The organism is Flavobacterium flavipigmentatum (genome assembly GCF_020911905.1).
GTDB lineage: Bacteria > Bacteroidota > Bacteroidia > Flavobacteriales > Flavobacteriaceae > Flavobacterium > Flavobacterium flavipigmentatum.
The window spans coordinates 2,251,877-2,277,800 of the sequence record NZ_CP087133.1 but is presented as its reverse complement, the minus strand read 5'-3'; the positions used below and the strand labels follow the sequence as shown (position 1 = coordinate 2,277,800).

Genomic DNA, 25,924 nt, shown 5'->3' with positions numbered 1-25,924 from the left:
ATGGCAAAAACAACCAAAAAAGAAACTAACAATAAAAAAAACGAACCAAAAGTTGAGGGTCAAAGATCCTGGAAGCTAACCAAACAACACAAATTTGTTGTAGGTTGTCTTTTGGTCCTTTTTTCAGTAGCATTATTAGTTGCATTTATTTCCTTTTATATCAACGGGCAATCTGATCAAAGCGTTGTAAACGAACTTGGAGATCGTTCTCAAACGGTGCAAAATTGGCTCGGAAAATTTGGAGCTTTTCTTGCGGATGGTATCGTATACAAAGGCTTCGGGATTGCTTCCTTTATTTTGGTGCGACTATTTTTCCTTACGGGAATGTTTTTAGCACTGGAACTTTCGACCAAAAAATTAAAAAATATTTGGTTCTGGGATTTATTTGCCATCATTGTTGTTTCTATATTATTTGGATTTTTCGCCACATCTGCTCCCGAACTAGGCGGAACCATAGGTTATGAACTCAATTTATTCTCGCAAGATTACATCGGAAAAACGGGCACTTTATTACTGTTACTTTTTGGTTTGATTGTCTATTTGATCTTTAAAATCAAATTATCTCCCGAGAAAATTCAGTCCTATTTTGATTCAACCAAGAAAGAATTAAAATCAGAATTGAGTGGTTTAAAAACGGCTCCACCAACAGATAGCGCCTATAACTTAGAAGAATTTGCTGTAGAAGACCAGCAGGATGAAGAACTGGACAATATACACCTAAAAACTGATGATACACAATTTGAAATCAATAAAGAAGCTTTAAAACCAACCATTTCAAATTCATCAGAAATTGATTTAAATCCTGTTTTAAAACCGCTTCAAATGAGCATCAATCCTGTAACAGAAACTCCCGTACACACGGAAGAATTTGTTATTGAGAAAAATGAAGAAGAAGATATTATCGAAGAAAATCTTGCTTCACGTTTGGTTGCTGATTTTGGATTATTTGACCCAACTTTGGATTTATCCAACTATAAATTTCCAACATTAGATTTATTAAAAGAATATTCTACTGGCGGAATTACCATCAATCAAGAAGAATTAGAAGAGAATAAAAACAGAATTGTAGATACGCTTCGTAACTATAAAATTGAGATTGCGCAAATAAAAGCCACGGTTGGGCCTTCGGTTACATTGTATGAAATTGTTCCAGAAGCTGGAATTAGAATTTCAAAAATAAAAAGCCTGGAAGACGATATTGCGTTATCACTTTCTGCATTAGGAATTCGTATTATTGCGCCAATTCCGGGCAAAGGAACAATTGGTATTGAGGTTCCGAACAAGAATCCTACAATGGTTTCGATGAAAAGCGTTATTGGTTCGGCAAAATTTCAGGAAGCTGAAATGGAGTTACCAATTGCTCTAGGAAAAACAATTTCGAATGAAACTTTTGTTGTCGATTTGGCCAAAATGCCTCACCTTTTGATGGCTGGAGCTACAGGACAAGGAAAATCTGTTGGTTTGAATGCTGTTTTGACCTCTCTTTTATACAAAAAACATCCTGCCGAAGTAAAATTTGTTTTGGTCGATCCGAAAAAAGTAGAGCTAACACTTTTTAATAAAATTGAAAGACATTATCTAGCCAAACTTCCTGATACAGAAGACGCTATTATTACCGACAATGCAAAAGTTGTCAATACTTTGAATTCGCTTTGTGTTGAAATGGACAATCGTTATTCGTTATTGAAAGATGCGATGGTACGTAACATTAAGGAATACAACGACAAATTCAAATCAAGAAAATTAAACCCTGAGGCCGGCCACCGATTTCTTCCTTATATTATTTTGGTTGTCGATGAGTTTGCCGATTTGATTATGACCGCCGGAAAAGAAGTAGAAGTTCCTATTGCGCGTTTGGCTCAGCTGGCTCGTGCTATTGGTATTCACTTGATTATTGCAACACAAAGGCCGTCTGTAAACGTAATTACGGGTTTGATTAAAGCCAATTTCCCTGCGAGAATTGCTTTTAGAGTAACCTCAAAAATTGACTCGAGAACTATTTTAGACACGCAAGGTGCTGATCAATTGATAGGGCGAGGAGATTTATTATATACTAATGGTAATGATGTAGTGCGTGTACAGTGCGCTTTTATTGATACTCCAGAGGTAGAAAAAATTACTGATTTTATTGGTTCACAAAAAGCGTATGCAACCGCTTATTTGCTTCCTGAGTTCGTTGGGGAAGAAAATGGCATCAATCTTGATATAGATATTTCTGAAAGAGATACTCTGTTTAGAGAAGCAGCCGAAATTATTGTAAATGCACAACAAGGATCGGCATCGCTACTGCAAAGAAAGTTAAAATTGGGCTACAACAGAGCCGGTCGATTGATTGACCAGCTTGAAGCTGCAGGAATTGTTGGCCCTTTTGAGGGTAGCAAGGCTCGTAGTGTAAACATTCTAGACATGAATGCTCTTGATCAATTTTTTAACAATGAACAAAATTAACACCATCATGAAATTAAAAATTCAAGAAATCAAAAACAATTCTATCGCAAACATGACCAAAAAATGTTTTCAAATGGCAATTTTGCTTCTTTTAAGCTTTGGCACGATTCAGGCTCAAGATAAAAAAGCTAAAGATTTATTGGACCAAGTAACTACTAAAATAAAAAGCTACAATAACATTGTTATCGATTTTAAATATACCTTGAACAATGCCAAAGAAAACATCAATCAGGATAGCAAAGGAAATGTTACTATGAAAGGCAATCAATATTTATTGAATTTTATGGGTGTAACCAAAATATTTGATGGACAAAAAACATACACAATCGTTCCTGAGGATGAGGAAGTTACCATCTCTAAAGTAAACGAAAAAGATGATAATGCCATTACACCATCAAAAATGCTTACTTTTTTTAATTCTGGTTACAAATTCAATATGGATATTGTACAAAATGTTAAAGGAAGAAAAATTCAATACATAAAATTAACTCCTACAAGCGCCAAAGATCAAAGAAAAGAAATCCTTTTGGGAATTGATGTGCAAACCAAACACATCTATAATTTGATTGAAACCGGAAAAAATGGTACAAAAACCACTTTAACCGTTAATTCTTTTAAAACCAATCAACCTTTATCAAAAAATCAATTTACCTTTGTAGCGAGTAAATATCCAAAGTACTACATCAATAAATTAGATTAATTACAAGGTTGAAAATTTTAGACAAATACTTACTAAAAACATTTCTGATTACATTTACTACGGTATTTGTAATCCTTTTTTTTATATTCATACTACAGACCGTTTGGCTCTTTATCTCAGAACTTGCGGGTAAAGACCTAGACCTAATACTAGTGGTAAAATTCCTGCTGTTCTCGATGCCTCGAATTATTCCGCTGGTATTACCGCTTTCGGTATTATTGGCCTCTATCATGACTTTTGGAGATTTATCTGAAAATTATGAATTTGCAGCAATGAAATCTTCTGGAATATCACTTCAGAGAGCCATGCGAGTGTTAATTGCTTTTATATTTATTTTAAGCATTGTCGCTTTTTGGTTTTCAAATAATGTGATTCCGTACGCCGAATATAAATTTACCAATTTTAGAAAAAATATTGCTCAGGCAAAGCCAGCTATGGCAATCGCCGAGGGACAATTTAATGATGTTGGCTTCTATAACATTAAAGTAAATAAAAAATCTGGTGAAAACGGTAATATTTTAACGGGAGTTACAATACACGAAAAAGCCAATAACAACGGTGAGAACAAAACCGTTATTAAATCAAAAGATGGCAAACTAGTAAGTAGTGAAAAGTCCAGCATTTTAAAACTAGAACTCAACAATGGTTATTATTACCAAGATGTTACTCCAAAAAAGTACGAAGACCGTGCAAAACTTCCTTTTATAAAAGGTGCCTTTAAAAAACATATTATCAATATTGATTTGTCTGAATTGAATAAAGTAGACGAAAGCAAAGAAAACATTAATGGAACAAGTGCCATGCTTAATGTTAACGAATTAGGGTATACTTTAGATTCATTAAATAAAAGTTTCAAGAATGAAGTGCTTTCCTTTTCAGAAAACATCAATCAACGTGTTGGAATTTCAAAAACCACACGCTCTTTTGCAAAAGATAAGAAGAAAAAATCACTACCAAACAATCTTTTGTCACTTTACAGTAATAGAGAAAAATTGGAAATCATAAAAATGGCTTCCAGTAATATTACCAGTACCGTCTACTCTATAGAATCGACTCAGAAAGATTTAAAAGATAAACAACGCGAGATAAATAAACACCTCACGGCCTTGTACGAGAAATTTGTAATTGCATTTGCTTGTTTTTTAATGTTTTTTATTGGTGCTCCGTTGGGTGCTATCATTAGAAAAGGCGGACTTGGTTTACCGATTGTATTTGCTGTACTGATTTTTATTACATTTCACTTTATCAATACATTTGGAAAAAGACTTTCGCAAGAAGGCGGTATGAGCCCTTTTATGGGTGCATGGATGTCTTCAATTATTTTGTCTCCATTGGCCATTTTACTTACGTATCGTGCCACCAACGATAACGGATTGATTAATTTTGATGCGTTGACGACTCCTATTCACAATTTATTTCAAAAAATTTCCAAAAGGTTTTTTCCTTCTCAAAATCCATAAATAATTATGTCAACAAATAAAATACAACTTAACACCATTGAAGAAGCTATAGAAGATATTCGTCAAGGGAAAGTAATCATCGTAGTCGATGATGAAGACCGCGAAAACGAAGGTGATTTTTTGGCTGCAGCCGAAAAAGTAACCCCAGAGATGATCAATTTTATGGCAACACACGGAAGAGGTTTAATTTGTACACCACTAACAGAAAGCCGTTGTAAAGAACTTGATTTGCGACCAATGGTAACCAATAATACCGATCACATGGAGACTGCCTTTACTGTTTCTATAGATTTGAAAGGAAATGGCGTTACTACCGGAATCTCTGCATCAGACAGATACAAAACAGTTTTGGCTTTGACGGATGAAAATACGAAACCACATGATTTAGCGCGCCCTGGACATATTTTTCCTTTGGTAGCTAAACAAGGCGGTGTGTTAAGAAGAACAGGTCATACAGAAGCTGCAATTGACTTCGCAAGACTTGCCGGTTTTAAATCTGCTGGTGTTATTTGTGAAATTCTAAATGAAGACGGAACAATGGCTCGTTTGCCACAACTTATAAAAGTAGCTAAGAAATTTGATTTAAAATTAGTTTCTATTGAAGATTTAGTGGCTTATCGCATGCAACACGACAGTTTGATTGTCAAAAAAGAAGATTTTGATATCGAAACGCGATTTGGAATTTTTAGGCTAAGAGCTTACGAACAAACGACTAATAAACAAATACATATTGCCCTGACAAAAGGCACTTGGAATAACGGAGAGGCTATCTTAACGAGAATTCATTCTTCTCAGGTAAATAATGATTTATTGGGTACTTTGACCAATAATGCTGAGCAACAACTTGACGATATGTTTAAGGTGATTAATGAAAATGGTAAAGGTGCAGTAATATTCATCAATCAGGACATGCAGGCCGTTAATTTACTGAATAGAATTGCAGAACTAAAAACACTTCAGGCTAGTGGCACTATGCAAGCTCCAAAAGTAGTTATCGACACTAAAGATTACGGTATTGGAGCACAAATTTTGCACGATATCGATATTTCGAAAATCAGATTAGTATCCAATACAGAACAAACCAAACGTGTCGGAATGATTGGCTATGGTTTAGAAATTACAGAATACGTTAACTATTAAGATATGGGGACTTTAGAAGAAAGAATTATAAAATCGGAGACACATATTTTTAAAGCTGTTTTCCCGAGTACTACCAATCATTATGATACTTTATTTGGGGGTACTGCACTCCATCTTATGGATGAAGTTGCTTTTATTTGCGCTACACGATTCAGCCGAAAAAAAGTAGTGACGATATCAACCGGTCAAATTGATTTTAAAAAAGCAATTCCAGCTGGAACATTAATCGAATTAGTGGCAAAAGTAGTGAGTGTAGGTAGAACAAGTTGTAAAATTCACGTTGATATTTTTATGGAGCAAATGTACTCAGAGTTGCGCGAAACAGTAGTTTCAGGAACTTTTTCTTTTGTTGCAGTCGATGAAAACAAAAAACCAGTACCTATTTTAGACGAATTATAGTTACGTAGCATCTATAAGAACTAAATGTAGGAATTTAAGGTTTCTATCGCTTCTGTTTTTATTAAAACATGATGAGTTAGTAACATTGTAAATTTGGATATGCAAACAAAAAGTAGAGAAAAAGTTAAGCTACATTTTTGTACTTAATTAAATTCTTCAATAGTTTTAAGGGTGCATTTTTGCACCCTTAAATTGTTCCTGTTTTACTATTCTTGAAAATTCAAAGAAACTTTTACCCTTGCCCTCACACGATAACCTTAGTGCTCAGCAGGCAACCATTTAGGAGAATTCTCAATGATTTTCTTTCTTAAAAGCTATCACCACATATTCATTGAACTTTTTTTCTCCATCTTGAAATTCAGGCTTTACTTGGACTTCTTGATTGTCGTAAATTTTTTTTTGAATATGGCTTAATGGTTCATTAGTTTGAGAAAATAAAACTTGGATGAACAAAAAACTTACAAGCAAAATTATCTTTTTCATTTTTATCTAGTATTATTTTTTTTAAAACTATTATTCTAATTTATTTAAAGAAAATCCTGCATTCACAATTTCTGTCGAATCTGTCACTTCTTTAGAAAAATCCACAACAATTTTACTAAAATCCTTTGAGGAATAATAAACCCTAAAGTATTTGTTAATCTTTTTCTCCGAATCTTTAGAGCAATGACGATAACTATTTCTATACCAATTATTGTCAATTTTATATGTGAAAAAACTTTCTGTTGTCTTGGGGAAAGTTTTACACAATAGATATTTACAAACAGTCTGTTTTTGATTTTCTTTTATTTCTTTTTGATTTAAGTATCCTTTTACAAATAAGACCAAAAGCCTCAAAATCATACAACCTAGAAGAAATCTATAAAAAATTTTCATATTTAAATTTTATTTACTTTATTTTTTCTCTGGCAATAAACTAGGCGCGACATTCGAAGCAGTTTCTACAGAAAACTTTGCCATTTCACCATACGTTTTTGCTGCCCCTTTAGCAAAAATAGAGCTTGCATTAATTTTGTTACCAAAGCTATTACTTATTAATACTCCTCCTATTTGCAGAGTTGCTTGCTCTAAGCTTTCGGGAGTCAACGGTTTAAAATTTCCCTTTAAAACATCACCAACAGTTAAACTAAAACTCTCGCCAATAATTGCTGGACCTATTCCAGGAAATGCTGATGCCCCAGCCTCAATTACATTAACCTTTGAAAAATCACTTTTATTCGCTATACCTTGTGATACAGTATTTGATACAACTCCAAAAGCAGCTTCACCTACAGTATTGACCCGAAAGCCCATGTAAGACCACCTGTAACTCCTAACGCTGGCAAAGCTAGAATTCCTACAGCCATTGCGACATCTTTTGAGTCTTTTGATGGCCCGTATTCTCCTGAAGAAACATGCTTAGGTAAATTGTTAAATGTTTCGCCTCCCGACAGCACATTTTCATAACGATAAGAGTTATGATTAAACTCTGCCCTAGCTTCTTGCAAAAACATTCCTGTATAATTGGCAAGACTCTGAGCAGTATCTACTTTGTCTGCAAACAAAGTACCAGCACCATCTCTGTGCCAATCAGGAGCCATTCCATCAGGATCAATAAATCTTATAGGATTATTAAATACTTAATTATAAAGGGTTTGTCTTCTCTTTTTTTCTACCAACGGATCAATATTCATCCATCTTCCAATTGCAGGATCATAATTTCGTGCCCCATATTCGTAAAAGTTAAGCCCCAGCTCGTCCTGCACTTCTTTTCCGTTATACTTATACTTGTAAGATCTTACAACTATTTTTACAAGTTTTTACCTGTTAAATATAAAATTTCAATAACATAATTTTAAAGGATAAACTTACTATTTTATTACTCAAATCCTAAAATAAATCTTTAAAACAGCAGTAAAAACAACTAAACTTTTACTGAAACAGATTGTCCGTCTGTTGGGTCTTTTCAGATGGGTTCTGAGTGTCAGATTCTTACTTTCAATATGATTAGTGCCAAAACATTTTACGGAATATAATTTCTCATCAATAAAGTATCTATAGTTTTTCAATCTGTCTGTAAATATCTTTTTAGCCTCAGATAGTTTTAGAGTTTCCAGAACACGGTTCAGCGTTTTATTGGTTCGTTTTCCAACATTAAAACTCACCACATTTTTAGAATTCTTTTCCAATGCATAAACCAGCCAGATATAATTTTTCTTGTGTCTGATATAACTGTACAGCTCATCGACTTCATAATTTTTGCCTTTGCTGATAATAGGTTTGGAAATATTCCTGCAATTGAAACGATTCTTTTCAATAATGTTGTGGCTGATATTTTCAGTATTCTTGCTGTGCTTCTTATTCCTAATCCTTCTTTAGTTAATTGAATAATATTCTGGTTTATATCTCCTTTATAAGCCAGATATGCATAATTTTCAACTCTGGTTTTCCCAAATACTCTGCAAATATATCTTTGATTACCAGACTTTGTCTTTACATACTTTATCATCTTTCGAATATCACCAACACATCTGTAACACCTAGTCTGGTTTGACTCCATTTTTTTCGATTTAAGGCTTTATAAAATAAAAAAACAGCCCAAAGGCTGTTTTAATTTTTATGCGATATTAATATAAATCATTGATAATCTGTAAATATTTTATGTAATAATTAAGCACCAACATATCTGACACATTACCAATTTTACATTCTTTTTCAGTTTGTTACGTCGCTATTTTATAAAAACACCTAATCTGTAACACTACCTAAATTTATAAAAATCTAAGCTGTATAAAGCAAACTTGTAGCGCCCAATAAAGCTGCGATTTCATTATCGGTAGAAACAGAAACCGTTACATTGCTTCCTGATTCTTTTATTTTTTTATTGAAAATAGGCAAGAAAAACTCGCTTGCGTTTGCGATTTTCCCTCCAATGATAAAAGTATCAGTTGCGAATTTTTCTAACCAAGGCATTACAATTTCGGCTAAATCTTCTCCCATTTCTTCAAATGCTTTCATTGCCATTTGATCTTCGGCTTTAGCCAAATTAAAAAGTTCGAGACAATTGTTTAACTTTTTTCCGCTTAAAGCGAAATACTTAGCCAAAAGTCCGCGTGCCGAAACGTAATCTTCGGCAATTCCGTCTTTAAAAGGGAGATTATAAATTTCTCCGTCAGTAGGAACTAATTCACCGGATGCAATAGAAATTCCTTTGTCAATAAAGCAAGCTCCAAGTCCTGTGCCAATTGTGATTGCCATTACTTTTTTAGAAAGATTATCTGAATCTTTAAAAACTTCTCCTTTACCAAAACAAACGGCATCGTTTTCAAAAAGAATTGGAAAATCTGCAGAAAGATTAAGTTTGTTCTGAAATAAATCCCGAACGTTCAAACCATAAAAATGCTCGTATTTGGATTGCCCTTTGATCCAACAAACACCCGCAGTATAATCGAATGGTCCTGGCATACAAACGGCCAATCCTGTAGTTTTTTCTACTTTAGAATTCTCGATAGAAGTTCGAATTGCTTTTTCCCAAATAGTCATCACTTCTGCAACTGGCAAATTAGAATCAAATGACTCTTTGTGCAACGAAAAATCAATCATTTTCATCGCTACTATATCGATAATCGCTGCTGTAATATGTGTGCCTCCAATATCCAATCCAACGGCATATTCTGTATTCATTCTTTTATTTTTTGAATCCTTAAGAAATTTTAAAAAAAGCAACGCTACTTAATTGAAATACTTTCTTAGTGGATTATTTTTTAGTTTTTTACTATTAAATATTTTTATCCTTTAAAATTTCAGGATAGTGAATGCTGGTATGAACAATCATTTCTCCAAATAATGTATTGGCCCAGGCAAACCACTTTCGGGTAAATTTGGTTACATCATCTTTATGGAAAGACTCGTGCATAAATCCTGTATCAGCATTTGTTTTGATCAAATTACTGATACACGCTTTTATTTCTGTTTCATCAACACTTGTAATTGCTCGTAAAACAATACTCATAGGCCAGATCGTATCGGTTCCCGTATGTGGTCCGCCAACGCCCTCGCCTGCTTTTCCTTTATAGAAAAACGGATTATTTTCTGAAAGAACTACTTTTCTGGTATTCAAATAAAGTGGACTATCCGGTTCAATTGCTCCTAAATACGGTAATGACAATAACGAAGGAACATTGGCATCATCCATCATGTGGAAACTTCCGTATCCGTTGACTTCAAAAGCAATGATTTTTCCGAATTTCGGATGTTCGATGATTCCGTTTTCTTCTAATCCTTTTTGAACTTGTCCTTGTAATTCTTTTGCTTTAGCTACTAAATTATCATCTTTTAATGCTGGTAAAGAGAAAATCTCCTGAAGATATCCTAACACTTCAATAGCAAACATATTGCTTGGAATTAAATATCCGAACAGCGTACTATCGTCACTTGGTCTAAAAGTCGAAACGATTAATCCGCATGGTTTTACAGGATAACCATAACCACCCAGAGGCACACCATCAGTTGCCCAACCCGTTACTCTCTGGAAATTATAGGGCCCTTTATCCGTCCAGCGTTGTTGCTCTTTGAAAGTCTGTAAGACCAAAAGCATTGCTTCTTTCCACTTACTGTCGAATAAACTAATATCACCAGTTTCCTTCCAATATCCGTGTGCCAATCGTATTGGGTAACATAAACTATCGATCTCCCACTTGCGCTCGTGAATTCCGGGCTGCATTTTGGTCATGTCGTTTTTCCATTCACTTACCTGATTAAAATCTTTGTAAAAAGCATTTGCATAAGGATCTAGTAAAATACATTTTGCCTGACGATTGATTACTCCTTTTACCAATTCGGCAAGCTTTTTATCTTCTTTTACAAACGGAATATACGGCCATATTTGTGCTGTACTATCGCGCAGCCACATCGCATCAATATCACCCGTAATTACATAGGTATCCGGTTTTCCGTCGATGATTTCAAAATCTACGGTGGTATCTAATGTGTTTGGAAAACAATTTTCGAACAACCACGCCAATTCCGGATTTGCGATTTGTTTTTTGATTCTTACAATAGCGGCTTCGACTGCTTTACTAGTAAATTTTCGTTCGGCTAATGGAGGTCTTTTGCTTACAAAATCTTTAATCGAAAAATTGAAAGTATCTGATTTCATTGCAAAAACATCGGTCTGAAGTGCCAGTAATCCTGCTGAAAAAATCCCTGTGTTTTTTATAAATTTTCTACGTGATTGCATAGTTTTATTTTGAAGTTGAATATGAATATGGATAGGCGCTCGCTGAAGTTCCTCTTTGTAAATTAGGGGAACTAATCATATCAAAATTTAATTCGCCACCTTTTAATACATCAAAATGATTGATATAATTCTTTGTAAATATTACATTATCCCATTTTAATTCCTGAACATATTTGCTCGTTTCTGAATTATTTGGAGCATTTATGACCAGTTGTTTCCCGCTTTCTAATTGTAAAGTAAGTTTCTTAAATAATGGCGCTCCAAGTACATACTCTTCTGTTCCAGGACAAACTGGGTAAAATCCCATTGCCGAGAAAACATACCATGCCGATGTTTGCCCGTTATCTTCGTCTCCGCAATATCCGTCTGGCGTTGGTTTATACAAACGATTCATGACTTCTCTCGACCAATATTGTGTTTTCCACGGTTCTCCTGCATAATTATACAAGTAAATCATGTGTTGAATGGGCTGATTTCCGTGCGCATATTGTCCCATATTCATGATTTGCATTTCACGTATTTCGTGAATAACAGATCCGTAATAACTATCATCAAAAACTGGTGGAGTCGTAAAAACAGCGTCTAATTTTGCGGTGAAATTTTTCTCGCCGCCCATTAAATCAATCAAACCATGTACATCATGAAAAACACTCCAGCTATAATGCATCGCATTTCCTTCGGTAAACGCATCGCCCCATTTAAATGGATTAAAATTTTTCGGAAAGCTTCCGTCTTTATTTCGACCACTCATAAAACCAATTTCAGGATTATAAAGATTCTTATAATTCATCATTCGCTTTTCGTATAAACTAATTTCTTTTTTAGGACGGTTTAAAGCTTTTGCCAATTTCCAGATCGCAAAATCGTCATAAGCATATTCTAATGTTCTGGCGGCATTTTCATTAATCTGTACATCATAAGGAACATAACCTAAAGTATTGTAATACTGCACTCCTTTTCTACCTACTGCATCCAAAGGGCCTTCATTATTTGCTGCCTTTAATATAGCCTCGTACAATTTATTGATATCATAACCACGTAAACCTTTGATATAGGCATCAGCAACTACAGATGCCGAGTTATTACCCACCATTACATTTCTAAACCCAGGGCTTGACCATTCTGGCAAGAAACCGCCTTCTTTATAATCGTTAATTAATCCTTCCTGCATTTCTTTATTTATCGAAGGATAAACTAAATTCAGTAAAGGATACAAAGCTCTAAAAGTGTCCCAAAATCCAGTTCCTGCAAACATATAACCTGGCAAAACTTGTCCGTTATAAGGGCTATAATGTACAATTTCGCCTTTTGCATTTACTTCGTATTGTTTTTGCGGAAAACAAGCGGTGCGGTATAAACAAGAATAAAATGTTTTTAATTGTTCATCGGTTCCACCTTCGGCAGTTAATTTTCCAAGAACTTTATTCCATTCTTTTTTAGATTCGGCAACGGTTTCATTAAAAGAAGAGGCTCCTAATTCATTCTTCAAATTCAATTCTGCTTGTTCAGAGCTAATAAATGAAGACGAAACTTTTACGTTTACTATTTCTCCCTTTTTGGTTTTAAAACCAACTATTGCACCTACATGATTGTCTTTTAATTCTAATTTGTCTTTTTCTAAAACTTTATCATGCCATGTATAATTTGTCGCAAATGGTTTATCAAATTGTAATACAAAATAGTTTTTGAAATTCTCTGGAACTCCGCCACTGTTGCGGGCTGTATAACCAATAATTTTATTTTCTGATGGAATAATTTTAATATAAGAACCTTTATCAAAAGCATCGATTACAATAGAAGATTGCTCGTTTTCAGGAAATGTAATCTGAAAATGTGCTGCTCTTTCTGTTGCAGTAATTTCGGTAGTTACATCATAATCGGCAAGATATACGCTATAATAATATGGTTTCGAAACCTCAGCTTTGTGGCTGAACCAACTTGCTCTTTCTGTTTCGTCAAAAACTAATTTTCCCGTTACAGGCATAATCGAAAACTGTCCGTAATCATTCATCCAGGGCGAAGGCTGATGTGTTTGTTTGAATCCTCTGATTTTTTCAGCCGTATAAATATAAGCCCATCCGTCGCCCATTTTACCCGTTTGTGGCGTCCAGAAATTCATTCCCCATGGTCGACAAATGGCCGGATAGGTATTTCCATTTGAAAGACTATGCAAAGATTGGGTTCCCATCAAAGGATTTACGTATTCTACAGGATCCAAAGTTTTGACTTGTGCATTTACAAAAACGCAACATTGCATTATCCCTAAAAAAATTAAACTCTTTATTTTCATATTCTTATTTGTTATCTTAACAGGCTTTTAAAACCTGTTAGGTATTATGTATTTATTTTGAATTGTTGGCTTTAAAAGCTTTGTCATAGCTTAGTAAGCCTCACCAATCTTTGTCGAGCTGCTTGCGAAGATACCTCGTTCCTCGGGATGACAAAAATGCGCACACTAACTTCTAAAATCTATATTCTAAACTCTATATTCTAAAATCTTAAATCTACTGAGGTCTATCTTCCTTCTTCACTCCAAAAGTTGTCGATGGTTTGTTCCCCATATACAATTTCAACTCTCCGCCTTTTACAATCATATCGTGTGTGATGAAAGATTTTGTATACGGTTTTCCGTTGTACTCTGCTTTTTGGATATAGATATTTGTTTTGCTATTATTTACAGCATTCAATGTAAATGAAATTCCTTCTTTATGATGAATCGTTGCTGTATTGACTAACGGACTTCCTAAAACGTAAATTCCGTTTGCTGGATTAACCGAATAAAATCCCATTGAGGAGAAAACATACCAAGCCGACATCTGCCCTAAATCCTCGTTTCCGCAAAGTCCGTCTGGCTTTGTAGAATAAAATTTATCATCGATTTCACGGATTAGCTTTGCTGTTTTCCAAGGTTGTCCTGCAAAAGCATAAAGATAAGGAATATGATGATTTGGCTCATTTCCTTGTGCATATTGACCGATTAAACCACTAATATCTGGAGAAACTTCTTCGCCTTCGACTTTGTCTGTTAGTAAGAAAAGTGAATCTAATTTGGCTAAAAATTTATCTTCGCTTCCAAATAAATCAATTAAACCGTAAGGATCCTGGGGAACAAGCCATGTGTATTGCCATGCATTTCCCTCAACATAATCATCTTTACGATGCGCCGATGAAAGCGGATTAAATGGTGTTCTCCAATTTCCATCCGTTAATTTTCCTCTCATGAAAGTGGTTTCTTTATCGAAATATAACTTGTACAAATTGGCTCTTTTGGTAAAATAATTATAATCATCTGTTTTGCCTAAAGAATTTGCCATTTGTGCAACGCAATAATCGTCGATAGCATATTCTAATGCGTTCCCAACCGTTTCGAGCATTTTATCGGCTGGAATATATTCTAATTTTTGCACATAATCCATTCCATCACGCGTTTGCATCGCAGTTTTTTTGATGGCTTCGTAAGCCAATGCGGTATCATAATCTCTATAGCCTTTTAAGTAAGCGTCTACAATAACAGCGATAGAATGATTACCATTCATAGTATTGGTTTCATTGCCCATTAAGTGCCAAACTGGTAATCGGCCTTGTTGCTCGTAGATTGCTAAAAATGATTTTACGATATCATTGATTTTATCTGGCTGTGTGATGGTGTATAAAGGATGAAGTGCGCGATACGTATCCCAAAGAGAAAAAGTGGTGTAGTTGGTGAAATTTGCTTTTTCGTATACTTTTTTATCTGTTCCTCTATAATCTCCGTTTGCATCATTAAAAATTGATGGCGCAAACATGGTATGATACAGTGCAGTATAAAAAACTTTCATCGTTTTGTCATCTGCTTTGATCTGAATTTTGTTCAGTGCTGCGTTCCATTTTGAAGTGGCACTTTTTACAACTCCATCAAAATCCCAATTCGGAATTTCGGCTTTAATATTCGCGGAAGCGTTCTCATAACTTACTGGAGAAATTCCAACTTTTACCAAAACCTGTTTGTTTTTTAAAGTTGTAAAATCCAGAACGGCTTTCATTTTTAAGCCTTCACCTTCAATTCCTTTTACTACAGTTTTATCATCATATAGGACAATATTTGAAATTGGTTCAGAAAATTCCATCGTAAAAAAGATACGCTGATCAGCTGCCCAACCTGCAGAATATCTGTACCCAACCAAAGTGGTTTCATTTATTTTTTTGATGAAGGTTTTTACGGGTTTGTCCCATCCTATTCCGTCTGCTAAATCTAATAATATATGATTATCAGTAGTAGAATTGAAAGTATATTTATGAAAACCTACTCTTTCGCTAGCGGTTAGCTCGGCTTTAATTTTATATTTATCAAGCAAAACACTGTAATATCCTGGCTTGGTAACTTCATTTTTATGTAAAAAATAAGAGCCGTAACCTGTAACCATATCTTCTTTTGTACCTTTGATAAGCGGTACTTTTCCAGAGACTGGTAATAACAAAATATCATTTAAATCACCAATTCCAGTTCCGCTTAAATGCGTGTGTGTAAATCCTAGAATTGTATTACTTGCATAATTGTATCCGCTGCACCAATCCCAACCTTCAAAAACATTTACAGGACCTAATTGTACTGCTCCAAAAGGAACATTGGCGCCCACAAAAACGTGTCCGTGACCTGCTGAACCGATATACGGATTTACATATTGGGTATACTCTAAACTATTTTGTTTTACTTTCTTTTGCTGGGAAATGGCTGGATTAGTTAAAAACAAGTTTAAAGCTAAGATTCCGATAAAAGTTATTTTGTTGTATTTTATAAACATATTCTATTTTTTTATTTTACTAGCGTGAATGACCACGGATGGCAAGGGTTAATCAGATTTATACGGATTTTAAAAAAATTAACCGCACAGCGCACAATGACTTACACAAGATTCATAAAGTTTTCACTTTGAACCGTTGAGCCTTTGCTTCTTTGAACCTTTACTTGTACCTTCCTAAAACATCATATAGAGAATAAACTCTAACTTCTGGTTTGATTATCTTCCCTTCGAAGGAAATTGTTTTTTCTTCACCAGCTTTCAAATCCATATAATTATCGCTCCATTTTCCTGTATATCCTTTTATAGAAACATTGACGTATTTAGCGAATTTTGACGCTTTTAAAATCAGTTTGTTTCCTTTTACTTCCCAAGTGATTTTTGGGTCTTCAAGTTTTAAATCTATCGGACGTGTCAAATCAATTTCGGGAGTTTTATCATCCCGATAGGCTTCCTTCATGGCATACCAAGCTGCTTTGGGCTGTCGGTCATAATAATCGGTGACACTCCAACTTGATACTGGCCAGCAATCGTTCAATTGCCAAACTAATGTTCCCATGTTATAAGGCGCTTTTGAACGATGGATTCCTATAATATTTTTCAAAGAATAATACTGCAAACATTGTGTGAGATAGGTATAATCCTCAACGCTCATGCTTTTTATTTTTTCTGATTTAATGAAATAGCGATTCAAATAGGAATCTAATTTCATGAACCCTTTCCCCGCTTTTTGATGTGCCTCTAAAATATCAGAATACAAATATCGATCTTCTGGCAAAGTAAATTTTTCGATAGAAGAATAGGTTGGCATTGCCTGCATTCCGTATTCACTCACAAAACGCCCGGTTTTTTTCTGTACAGCTTCAACATCTTGTAGTCCCCACCAAGTTCCCCAATAATGGCTGTCTCCTTCTGTTATGCTTTTTTCTTTGGACCAATGAAATAATGGAGATGAGCTAATATATGGTCGCTTATTATCTACTTCTTTTACCCATTTTGGAATTGAATCCTGAAATAAACGAACATAATCTTTCCATAATTTAGTTGAATCCTGCTTGGACATTTTCATGCTTTTCTGCCATCCCCAATCTTTAAATGCTTCATCGATTTCATTGTTTCCACACCACAAAACAATACTTTTATGATTACGTAAGCGTTTTACCTGATACTGAACTTCTTTTTTTACATTATCAAAAAAAGCATCATCTCCCGGCACCATTGTTCCTGCAAACATAAAATCCTGCCAAACATAGATTCCGTTTTTATCGCATAAATCGTAAAAATAATCATCTTCGTATATTCCTCCACCCCAAACGCGAAGCATATTCATATTGGCATCTTTGGCCATGCCTATTACTTTTTCGTATTCTTTTTTGGTTACTCTTGAAAGAAATGCATCTGACGGAATATAATTTGCCCCTTTCATATAAACCGGTTTCCCATCTATTTTAAAATAGAATGTTTTACCAAGATTATCAGGTTCTTGTACCAGTTCTATTTTGCGATCGAGCACATACGGTTTTTCAGGAGTTTTTTCGTCATAAGCTTCTAATCGAGGTGTTTTCCAAATGCCGCAAGTCGTAAATTTTGGTCCCCAATCCCAGCCAAAATGATATTGCGCTTTACGTACATAAGCACGCGGATTGTCTGGAATTACAAATGGAAAATCTTTATTGGCAAGCGAATCGACTACATTTTGTGCCGATTGAAATACTATTACCAAATCATTATTACCTGATTTGATTATTTTTTTGACATCTACCCGCCATTGACGAAACATATTATCGGCTTTTAAAACCAACTGATTGTTCAGGTAAACAGTCGCATAAGTATCTAATCCGTCAAAAACTAATTCTGTGTTTTTTTTATTTAGCGTAGCGGGACTTACTTTAAAAGTAGTTTTATATTCCCAATCTTTCTTTTCGATCCAAGCTAACTTTTTTTCATTGTCTCTAAAAAAGGGATCGGGTATCAATTTATTGTTTAATAAATCTGTATGTATTTCTCCCGGAACTGTTGCAGGATACCATTTTACCGTTTTAGTTTCGCGATATTCCCAACCTTTTTGTATCGCAATATTTTGAGCAATTGCCGTAAATGACAAAAAGGCAAAACAAACACATAAAAACCAGTACCTCTTTTTTGTATACTTCATTGTAACTGAATAATAAATATATTTTTTATCGTTTGGCAGTTGGAGAAGGAAAATTGATTTTTACCAGTATCCCCCCTTTCCTTCTCTTTAGGTTTTTATTACAGAATAAAAGTAACTAACAAAATATCCAGAAATGATTTCCCTTTTTTACAGCTGCCTAACTTAATTGTAGATTGTAGATGCTATTGATACTTGAAAAAATTAAAAAAATCCATCACTTTATATGTTCTTTTATAAATAATTCCATCTTTTTCAGCAAAAGCAATTTTATCTTTTACGAAAAAAAGGGGTTTAAAAACATCTGAACATTTTTCTGATATAAACTTCTAATTTAATGAAAATCAAAATAGAAAATAAGCCGGGTGACAGGTATAGCACCCGACTTACTTAAAACTAATCTAACCAAATTAATTATTGTTTATCCCACCAAATTCTGGTTGTCATTAAATCCAACCCTTGGCGTGATATTGCTTCTTTATAATTAGCCGCATTGGTAATCAATTCTGACTGATCATAAATTAATCTTCTTGGTACCGTTCCTTTTGTTTCTCCCGTAGGATCATTTACAGGAACGATAGCCGGATATCCTGTTCTTCTGTATTCTGAAAATGCTTCAAAACCGTTGAACAACAATACTACCCATTTTTGAGTAATGATTTGCTCAATTTTTTCAGCTTCAGTTCCTGCCGTTTTAAAAGGGTGAGCGGCAATATAGGTGTTGTATTCAGTTGTTGTAACTGCTGGTACTTTATCTCCAAAAATAGTTAAGATATTCATTGCTGCTTTTACTCCATCTTCATAATATGTTTGAGCTGATCCGCCAACATTCCAGCCTTTTACAGCTGCTTCTGCCAATATAAATTTTACCTCAGCATAAGACATAATCAAAGTAGGGGCATCTAAACGCAAAACAGTAGACGTATTAGGATCTGAGAACATTTTTTTGTCTCCTCCTGGAAATTCTTTTGCATCATTTGCAAGACCTTGCTGACTTGCTGGCGAGTTGTCTCCTGTAGCTTCTAATTTTGCATAGATTCTCAAACGAGGATCATTGTTGTTTTTCAGAAAATCAATATATGTTTTACTGAATTTTACATTTCCATCTCCTCCGTTCAAATCATTTCTAACCCATGAAGAAGTGATTGGGTTTGTTTTAACTCCTTGTGGACCTGCATCATGTTTTAAAACAAGGCTATCGTCATTTGATGTAAAAACTCCTTTTGCAACAGCTTTTTCAACATATTGCTTTGCTTTTGCAGGATTTACTTTTGATAAACGCATTGCAACTCTCAACATTAAAGAATTTGCTAATTTTTTCCATTTAGTAACATCACTTTGGTAGTACAAATCGGCGTTACCTACAAACGGTTTATTAGCATCTAAAGCATCACCAGCTTCATCTAATTCTTTTAAAAGATCATTATAGATCGCTTCTTGTGTGTCGTATTTTGGAGAAAAAACATTTCCGTTATATCCTTTTCCTGCTTCGAAATAAGGAATTTCACCATAAGTATCTGTTAGTTTTTGAAACATGAATACTTTCATGATTCTTAGAGACTGAATCATATTTGCATTTTCTGGTGTATCTTTTACAACAGAAAGTAACTGAAAAATCTGATTCAATCCTTTACCGTATGATTCCCCAAAAAGAGAACCTGAATATTCAGAAGAATAGGTGTATTTTGAACCAGGACCTCCTAATGAAGAAAATTGCTGTACGATTTGAGCTGCGTAATAATTATTTCCTCTAGTATTAGAAAAATCTTGTCCATCTACATAAATCTCCGCAAGTGTAAACATTGATTTTACAGCTGGATCTGTCAAAGCATTTGGATTCGTATTCAATTCCTCAAATCCCTTATCGCATGAAGTTAATGTCATTGCACCAACAATTGCGATACAAAATATTTTTATAAATTTATTTTTCATTTTTTAATTATTAAAATTTGACATTCAGCGTTACACCATAATTTCTTGTCAAAGGCATAGAGGCTCTTTCAAGACCTTGTGCATTACTATTTGAATAGTTTGACTCTGGGTCAATGTTAGGCACTTTATCATAAATTGTCCATAAATTATGTGCAGAAAATGCAAGACTAATTGATTGAAAAGGCGTTTTTGACAAATATGTTTTTGGAAAATTATAGCTAAAAGAAACGGCTCTTAACTTCACAAAATCAGCATCATATACAAAATTTGATGTTACATCGCTGTAACTTCTCCAGTAATCATAAGCCGAAACGGTTGTGTTTACCGGATTACCACTTACATCTGTACCTGATACGGCGATTCCTCCTTCACGACCTGGAAGTGTAATTTCAGACAATCCGTAACGCGCTCCTAACTGGTTGGTAGCCGAATATATTTCTCCTCCAAATTTAGCATCAACGAAGATTGAAAGTGTGAAATTTTTATAAGAAAAATCATTTGTAAGTCCCATAGATGTTGGAGCAACACCTTGTCCGGCAATAATTAAATTTCCTCTCATGAATCTACCATTTGTATCGATTACAATATTTCCTTGTGCATCTCTTAAATAATCATAAGCTTTAATTACTCCAAACGGCTGTCCTTTTTCTAAAACTACAGAAGCTCTTGCATCTCTGTTTCCTTCTAATGATTTGGTTGTAATTTTATCTGAAAGACTAATCACTTCACTATCATTATATGCAATATTGTAGCCAACATTCCAAGAGAAATTTGGCGTTTTAACCGCTTTTACATTCACAGCAAATTCAACTCCTTTATTCAAGATTTCTCCAACATTGATTTTGGTCGTTCTGTAACCTGAAGCTTGAGATATATCAGCATCTGTAATATCATTAGTTGTTCTTTTGCTGTAGAAAGTCAAATCTGTACTCAATCTATTATTGAAAAATGTATTTTCGAAACCAAATTCGATTGTACTTACATTGTATGGTTTTAAAGTTCTGTTAGGAACCGTTTCGCCATTAACACCTAAAATTGGTTGTCCCTGGGCATCTGTTTGTCCGTCTGGTGCTGTGTAAGTCAATGACAATGCATAAGCATCTGGCAAGGCCCCTCCTACGTTACCCCAACCTGCTCTTAATTTACCGTAAGACATCCATTCTGGTAAACCAATTACTTCAGAATAGATAAAACTTGTACTTACAGATGGGTAAAAAGTACTATTGTTTGCTGGATCTAAAGTAGAAAACCAATCTTCACGTCCCGTTAGATTTACAAACAAAAAATCTTTATATCCTAAATCAGCCGAATAGAAAAGAGAGTTTACTTCACTTTCTGAAAATAATTTTTCTGTTTTGTCTGGTTGTGTATTTCCGTAGAAATATTTGAATGGAACAATAAAATTATTTCCTCTCATTTTAATTCCGCTATATCTGTTGTGTTGACGGTTAGCACCAATGAAAGCATCTAAAGAAAGGTTTTTAGCGATATCTCCCTTGTACCCTAAATAAGCAGAAGCATTGTATTCTGAACGACTTTCTACTCTGTTTTCATAAGATCCTCCAGGATTGTAGTTGATCCCTGTAGGCTCGATTTCTGTATATTCGTAGTTAATGTCATCAATACCAATTACTCCTTTTGCGTAAATTTTATCTGTAATGTTGTAATTTACTTTTGCAGAACCTATAAAACGTTTTCTAAGATCGTGATTCAAATCTTGTTGCGTAGCAAAATAAGGATTGGTTTGATAAGTATTTGCACCAAAATAATCTGATTCGCCACCGTTTTGATCGTATGCATTATTCAACCATCTGATATCTGTTCCCGGAGTTAAAAATGTAGTAGGAAAAGAGGCATTTCTAGGAGAGTCATTCAAGTAAGGTCTGTTCTGACTTTTCTCTGTTATGTACTGCGCATTTGTCTCAATACTTATTTTTTTGTTTACTGCCGAATTTAAACTCAAAGACACATTATTTCTGCCAAAGTTAGTTCCTGGCATAATTGACTCGTCTTTTGTGTTTCCGAAAGATAATCTAAAATTAGTCGATTCATTTCCACCAGAAATAGCTAAAGTATTGCTGTAAGAAAATCCTGTTCTGTAGAAATTTTCAACATTATCTTTCCCGTATGCTCTGTATGGTTTGGTTGTTCCATCGATTGCAAGCGAGGGAGTTCCGTCGTATTTATCTCCCCACGCAAAATAATACGAATCTCTTAGTTCTTGCAAATTAGTAAATCTTGTAGCTACACCATTTACAGGTGCTCCCGCTCCGTATTGATCTTGCCAATTTAAAAGACTTGCAGGTGTATTAAAAGTAGAGTTTGTACTAAAATCTACACCAATTCCTGTTCCGCTTTTACCTTTTTTTGTCGTAATCAAGATAACACCATTTGATCCTCTGTACCCGTAAAGAGCAGAAGCAGCACTACCTTTTAGTACCGACATAGAGGCAATATCATCTGGATTAAAAGAAGACATTCCATCTCCTTTATCTGCTCCTCCGTAAAGACCTGCATTTCCTTGCTGACTGTTATCAATCGGAATACCATCTACAACATACAAAGGCTGATTAAGACCCGAAGCCGAAGTAGCTCCACGAATTACAACACGGCTAGAACCAGATGGCCCTGAGACTGGTGCAGAAACGTTGACCCCAGCAATTTTACCCTGAAGAGCATTTCCTAAGTTAATTTCTTTGTTTTTTGTTAGTTCGTCTCCTTTTATCTCTCCAACGGCATATCCTAAACCTCTCTTTTGTTTTTTAACACCAAAAGAAGTTACGACAACATCCTTTAATTCCTGAGTATTTTCTACCAATACCACCGAAATTTTGTTTTCATTTTGCTGAAGTACTATTGATTTTGGTGCAAAACCTATAGAAGATACATTTAATGTAACTGGACCTTCAGGCACATTCATTTTAAATCGACCTTCTGCGTCTGTAATTGCGCTAAATGGTTTTCCCTGAACCTCGATTGATGCAGCAACAATTCCCTTGTTCTCTGCATCTGCCACTATGCCTGTTATTAATCGGTTTTGTGCAACAGCTCCCAGGCTGCTAAACAATACCATTCCTAACACTGCTAAAATTCGTTTCATAAGCAATTTTTTTTGGTTTATTTGTGTTAAATTGTGTTTTAACGTGATTGTTTTTAATAATTAGTAATAAAATTTGAACTCAGTTTAATATGGTATCTAAAAATCTCCTCCTCTAAATACTATGACTTAACAGCAACGTAAACATTTTTCCTAATTTTAAGAAATCGATCTATTGAACGCGTTAAAAAAATAACTGGTTATCAGTTTAGTCTTTTAAAACTTACTAAAACGATTTAGTAAAATGACTAAAAAAAACGAAACGTTTTTTTTATTTTGCCCTTAGAATCAAACAGATTCCCGGATTATTAATCTGCCTTTTTTAAGGCTTTTTTCAATTTCATATTTCTCCATATCTGTCATCTGACTCATTAATAACTGTATGGATTTTACAGCGATATCTTCAATAGGCTGCCCAATAACAGTGATGGATGGTGTATGTAACTTAAAACTGTCATGATCATCAAAACTAATAACCGAAATATCTTCCGGAATTTTGATTCCCATTTTTCTAAAAGCCTGAAGTCCTGCCAATCCCAAGTAATTGGTTAAGAACAAAACAGCATCAATATTTGGATTTTTTTCAAAAAAACTTACCAATGCCGATATTCTTGTTTCTTCATTACTATGGTATTCCATATGAACTACAAGTGACTCATCATAAATTCCTTTTTCTTTTAAGGCATCTCGATAACCGTCTTCTCTTAATTTCATCTGAACCATTTCAGAAGTACTATTTACGACAGCTATATTTTTACAGCCTTTATTGATCAAAAAATTTGTGGCTGTATTAGATGCTTCATAGTTATCCATCACAACATGACTTACTCTTTGACCCGGAAAATACCTATCGATTAATACAACAGGTTTTTTCAATTTTAAAAGAAGATCTATTTTCTCTTTAAGATTTTGCGTTGGCGTAATAATAAAACCATCCACATTTGCTTGCAAAAGACTATTTATCAACTCCTCAGAACGTTCATCATCTCCACCAGTACTACAATAAAAAACTCTGTAATCTATGCTTTTAGCTTCATCTTCTATAACCCTGGCAAGATCTGCAAAAAACTGATTCGAAATATCTTCCACAATAAGTCCGATAGATCTTGTCTTTCCAGTTCTAAGGCTGGTTGCAATCATGCTGGGTCTGTAGTTAAGCTTTTCAGCAACTTCCTGCACTTTTTTGATTACTGCAGGGCTGATTCCCATTTTCTCGCCTTTATCATTAATGACAAAAGATACAGTAGATATAGACACTTGCGCCTCTGTGGCAATATCCTTAATAGTAATCTTCTTCATTTAGCGAATTAATTTTTTATTAAGTTGTTGTTAATTGTATCACAAATATATATATAAAAATAGTTACTAAAACGATTTTGTAATTATTTTTTTGAACAAATCATTTTTTTTGAACTAATTAAAGATGTAATCCTCAGTAATTATACGTTTTTATTTATTAATCCTTTATTGTGTTCTGTCGCATCTGTGAGAATTAAATATAAGAATTTAAGTAGTTTAAAAGTTAGCTTGCCAATTTACAGAATGATTTAAACATAGACATCCCTGTTCCAACCATTGGATTCTTTCTCAGCATATGCAAAACTTCAATTCCACTTAACGTCCGTTTGGCTGATTCAAAACTTTTAAAACCTAATCCGTTTTGGATGCGCCACTTGATGAAGCGATGGTTCTGTTCGACAATATTGTTGCCATATTTACACTACCGAATTTTAATCTTTGAGAAAGAACGCGTGTTATAAATTTTAATTGCTGCGGTATTAGAACCGCTTTTATCAATGTTTATTAATCGGGGCTGGCTATTATTGATAATTGCTTTAATTAGAAAAGACTGAGCGTTCATTCTTTGTCTTTTTCTGGTCAAAAGAAAGTCAACCGTATTGCCTGATTTATCTACTGCCCTATATAAATAACACCAAATTCCTTTTAATTTTTATAGGTTTCATCCATTCTCCAACTTGCCCCCACTTTGCCTTTTCTCTTCTTCATCTCTGCCTCAATGAAAGGCGTAAACTTATAAACCCAGCGTTGGATCGTGGCATTATTAACAATTACACCCTTAATCTTCATTATTTCTTCAACGTCACGATTGCTAAGAGTAAATCTTAATTTAAAATACACTGCCTGAAGAATGATATATTTTGGATAACAATGACCTTTAGTATTCATTTTTTATTAGTTTTAAAAACCAAAGATAAAACGTAGTCATAGATGCAACAGAGCCGTTATTTTGAAGGAAGTTACCTAGCCCTTGCTATTGTTAACAATTGTCAACTTTTGGTACCCTGTGAGGATACCTAAAACTATAGGGTACCAAATAGGGTACTTGTCGAACCAGATTTAAGGGATAAAATGAAAATAGAATTCATTTGCGAATTGAGTCAACATCAGAGCTTAGGTGTGCTGTAAAATATAAGATTTTGTAAAAAAAGGAAAGTATTGAAATGTAAAAAGCACCTCAATGAGGTGCTTTTCGCGGAGAAAGAGGGATTCGAACCCCCGGACCTGTTACAGTCAACAGTTTTCAAGACTGCCGCATTCGACCGCTCTGCCATTTCTCCAGTATGTTGCTATCATTTTGT

19 protein-coding genes, 1 tRNA gene and 1 pseudogene are annotated in these 25,924 nt (G+C 34.5%); 5 read left to right on the top strand and 16 right to left on the bottom strand.

Translation table 11 applies throughout. The features are described 5' to 3' along the window. The 5 genes from LNP22_RS09965 to LNP22_RS09945 are packed head-to-tail and all read left to right on the top strand — an operon-like array spanning window position 1 to window position 6,147. Window positions 1-2,448 carry a DNA translocase FtsK gene (locus LNP22_RS09965; RefSeq protein WP_229973322.1) on the top strand — a complete coding sequence of 816 codons (2,448 nt, stop codon included), beginning with the start codon at window positions 1-3 and terminating at the stop codon, window positions 2,446-2,448. Between the two features lie 52 nt (window positions 2,449-2,500). Then, entirely contained in the window at window positions 2,501-3,148 is a 648-nt protein-coding gene (gene lolA1 / locus LNP22_RS09960) for an outer membrane lipoprotein periplasmic chaperone LolA1 (RefSeq protein ID WP_487320581.1), read from the top strand. Between the two features lie 8 nt (window positions 3,149-3,156). Beyond that, complete coding sequence (locus LNP22_RS09955) at window positions 3,157-4,608, top strand: LptF/LptG family permease (RefSeq protein ID WP_229973320.1); 1,452 nt, start codon at window positions 3,157-3,159, stop codon at window positions 4,606-4,608. Between the two features lie 6 nt (window positions 4,609-4,614). Continuing rightward, window positions 4,615-5,748 (top strand): 3,4-dihydroxy-2-butanone-4-phosphate synthase, encoded by a 1,134-nt coding sequence (gene ribB, locus LNP22_RS09950; protein WP_229973319.1) that lies wholly within the window; start codon window positions 4,615-4,617, stop codon window positions 5,746-5,748. A 3-nt stretch (window positions 5,749-5,751) separates the two neighbouring features. Continuing rightward, window positions 5,752-6,147: an acyl-CoA thioesterase gene (locus LNP22_RS09945; protein ID WP_210665499.1), complete on the top strand. Its 396-nt coding sequence runs from the start codon at window positions 5,752-5,754 to the stop codon at window positions 6,145-6,147. A gap of 291 nt (window positions 6,148-6,438) precedes the next feature. Here the strand turns inward: LNP22_RS09945 and LNP22_RS09940 are convergent, their stop codons facing one another. From LNP22_RS09940 to LNP22_RS09860, 16 genes and pseudogenes are all read right to left on the bottom strand, one after another. Further along, complete coding sequence (locus LNP22_RS09940; RefSeq protein WP_229973318.1) at window positions 6,439-6,630, bottom strand: hypothetical protein; 192 nt, start codon at window positions 6,628-6,630, stop codon at window positions 6,439-6,441. A 30-nt stretch (window positions 6,631-6,660) separates the two neighbouring features. Next, window positions 6,661-7,023 (bottom strand): hypothetical protein, encoded by a 363-nt coding sequence (locus tag LNP22_RS09935; RefSeq protein WP_229973317.1) that lies wholly within the window; start codon window positions 7,021-7,023, stop codon window positions 6,661-6,663. Between the two features lie 18 nt (window positions 7,024-7,041). Then, the gene (locus LNP22_RS09930; RefSeq protein ID WP_229973316.1) at window positions 7,042-7,440 is read right to left on the bottom strand and encodes a hypothetical protein; all 399 of its coding nucleotides are present in this window, start codon (window positions 7,438-7,440) and stop codon (window positions 7,042-7,044) included. After that, window positions 7,416-7,727, bottom strand: a complete 312-nt coding sequence (locus tag LNP22_RS09925) for a hypothetical protein (RefSeq protein WP_229973315.1) — start codon at window positions 7,725-7,727, stop codon at window positions 7,416-7,418. The genes LNP22_RS09930 and LNP22_RS09925 overlap by 25 nt, the downstream gene beginning before the upstream one ends. A gap of 39 nt (window positions 7,728-7,766) precedes the next feature. Then, a complete protein-coding gene (locus tag LNP22_RS09920; protein ID WP_255670793.1) occupies window positions 7,767-7,934 on the bottom strand; it encodes an RHS repeat-associated core domain-containing protein in 168 nt (55 codons plus the stop codon). Between the two features lie 75 nt (window positions 7,935-8,009). After that, window positions 8,010-8,686 (bottom strand): IS1 family transposase gene (locus LNP22_RS18460; protein WP_429670520.1). Its coding sequence is split into 2 segments (ribosomal slippage): window positions 8,010-8,422 and window positions 8,422-8,686, totalling 678 coding nucleotides; the frame shifts between segments, so codons are not numbered across the junction. Between the two features lie 221 nt (window positions 8,687-8,907). Then, complete coding sequence (locus tag LNP22_RS09905) at window positions 8,908-9,810, bottom strand: ROK family protein (protein ID WP_229973312.1); 903 nt, start codon at window positions 9,808-9,810, stop codon at window positions 8,908-8,910. A 94-nt stretch (window positions 9,811-9,904) separates the two neighbouring features. After that, window positions 9,905-11,365, bottom strand: coding sequence for a glycoside hydrolase family 125 protein (locus LNP22_RS09900; RefSeq protein ID WP_229973311.1), 1,461 nt, complete (start codon window positions 11,363-11,365; stop codon window positions 9,905-9,907). Window positions 11,366-11,369: 4 nt separating this feature from the next. Next, window positions 11,370-13,655, bottom strand: a complete 2,286-nt coding sequence (locus LNP22_RS09895) for a GH92 family glycosyl hydrolase (RefSeq protein WP_229973310.1) — start codon at window positions 13,653-13,655, stop codon at window positions 11,370-11,372. 214 nt (window positions 13,656-13,869) lie between these two features. After that, complete coding sequence (locus LNP22_RS09890; protein WP_229973309.1) at window positions 13,870-16,146, bottom strand: GH92 family glycosyl hydrolase; 2,277 nt, start codon at window positions 16,144-16,146, stop codon at window positions 13,870-13,872. Between the two features lie 160 nt (window positions 16,147-16,306). After that, window positions 16,307-18,298, bottom strand: a complete 1,992-nt coding sequence (locus LNP22_RS09885; RefSeq protein WP_229973308.1) for a beta-mannosidase — start codon at window positions 18,296-18,298, stop codon at window positions 16,307-16,309. Window positions 18,299-18,709: 411 nt separating this feature from the next. Beyond that, window positions 18,710-20,227, bottom strand: coding sequence for a SusD/RagB family nutrient-binding outer membrane lipoprotein (locus LNP22_RS09880; RefSeq protein WP_229973307.1), 1,518 nt, complete (start codon window positions 20,225-20,227; stop codon window positions 18,710-18,712). 10 nt (window positions 20,228-20,237) lie between these two features. Further along, window positions 20,238-23,327 (bottom strand): SusC/RagA family TonB-linked outer membrane protein, encoded by a 3,090-nt coding sequence (locus tag LNP22_RS09875; protein WP_229973306.1) that lies wholly within the window; start codon window positions 23,325-23,327, stop codon window positions 20,238-20,240. A 285-nt stretch (window positions 23,328-23,612) separates the two neighbouring features. Continuing rightward, complete coding sequence (locus LNP22_RS09870) at window positions 23,613-24,623, bottom strand: LacI family DNA-binding transcriptional regulator (RefSeq protein ID WP_229973305.1); 1,011 nt, start codon at window positions 24,621-24,623, stop codon at window positions 23,613-23,615. 223 nt (window positions 24,624-24,846) lie between these two features. Next, window positions 24,847-25,511 (bottom strand): annotated as a pseudogene (locus tag LNP22_RS18455) (IS6 family transposase). Window positions 25,512-25,818: 307 nt separating this feature from the next. Further along, window positions 25,819-25,903 (bottom strand) — tRNA-Ser (locus tag LNP22_RS09860). Window positions 25,904-25,924: the final 21 nt, after the last annotated feature.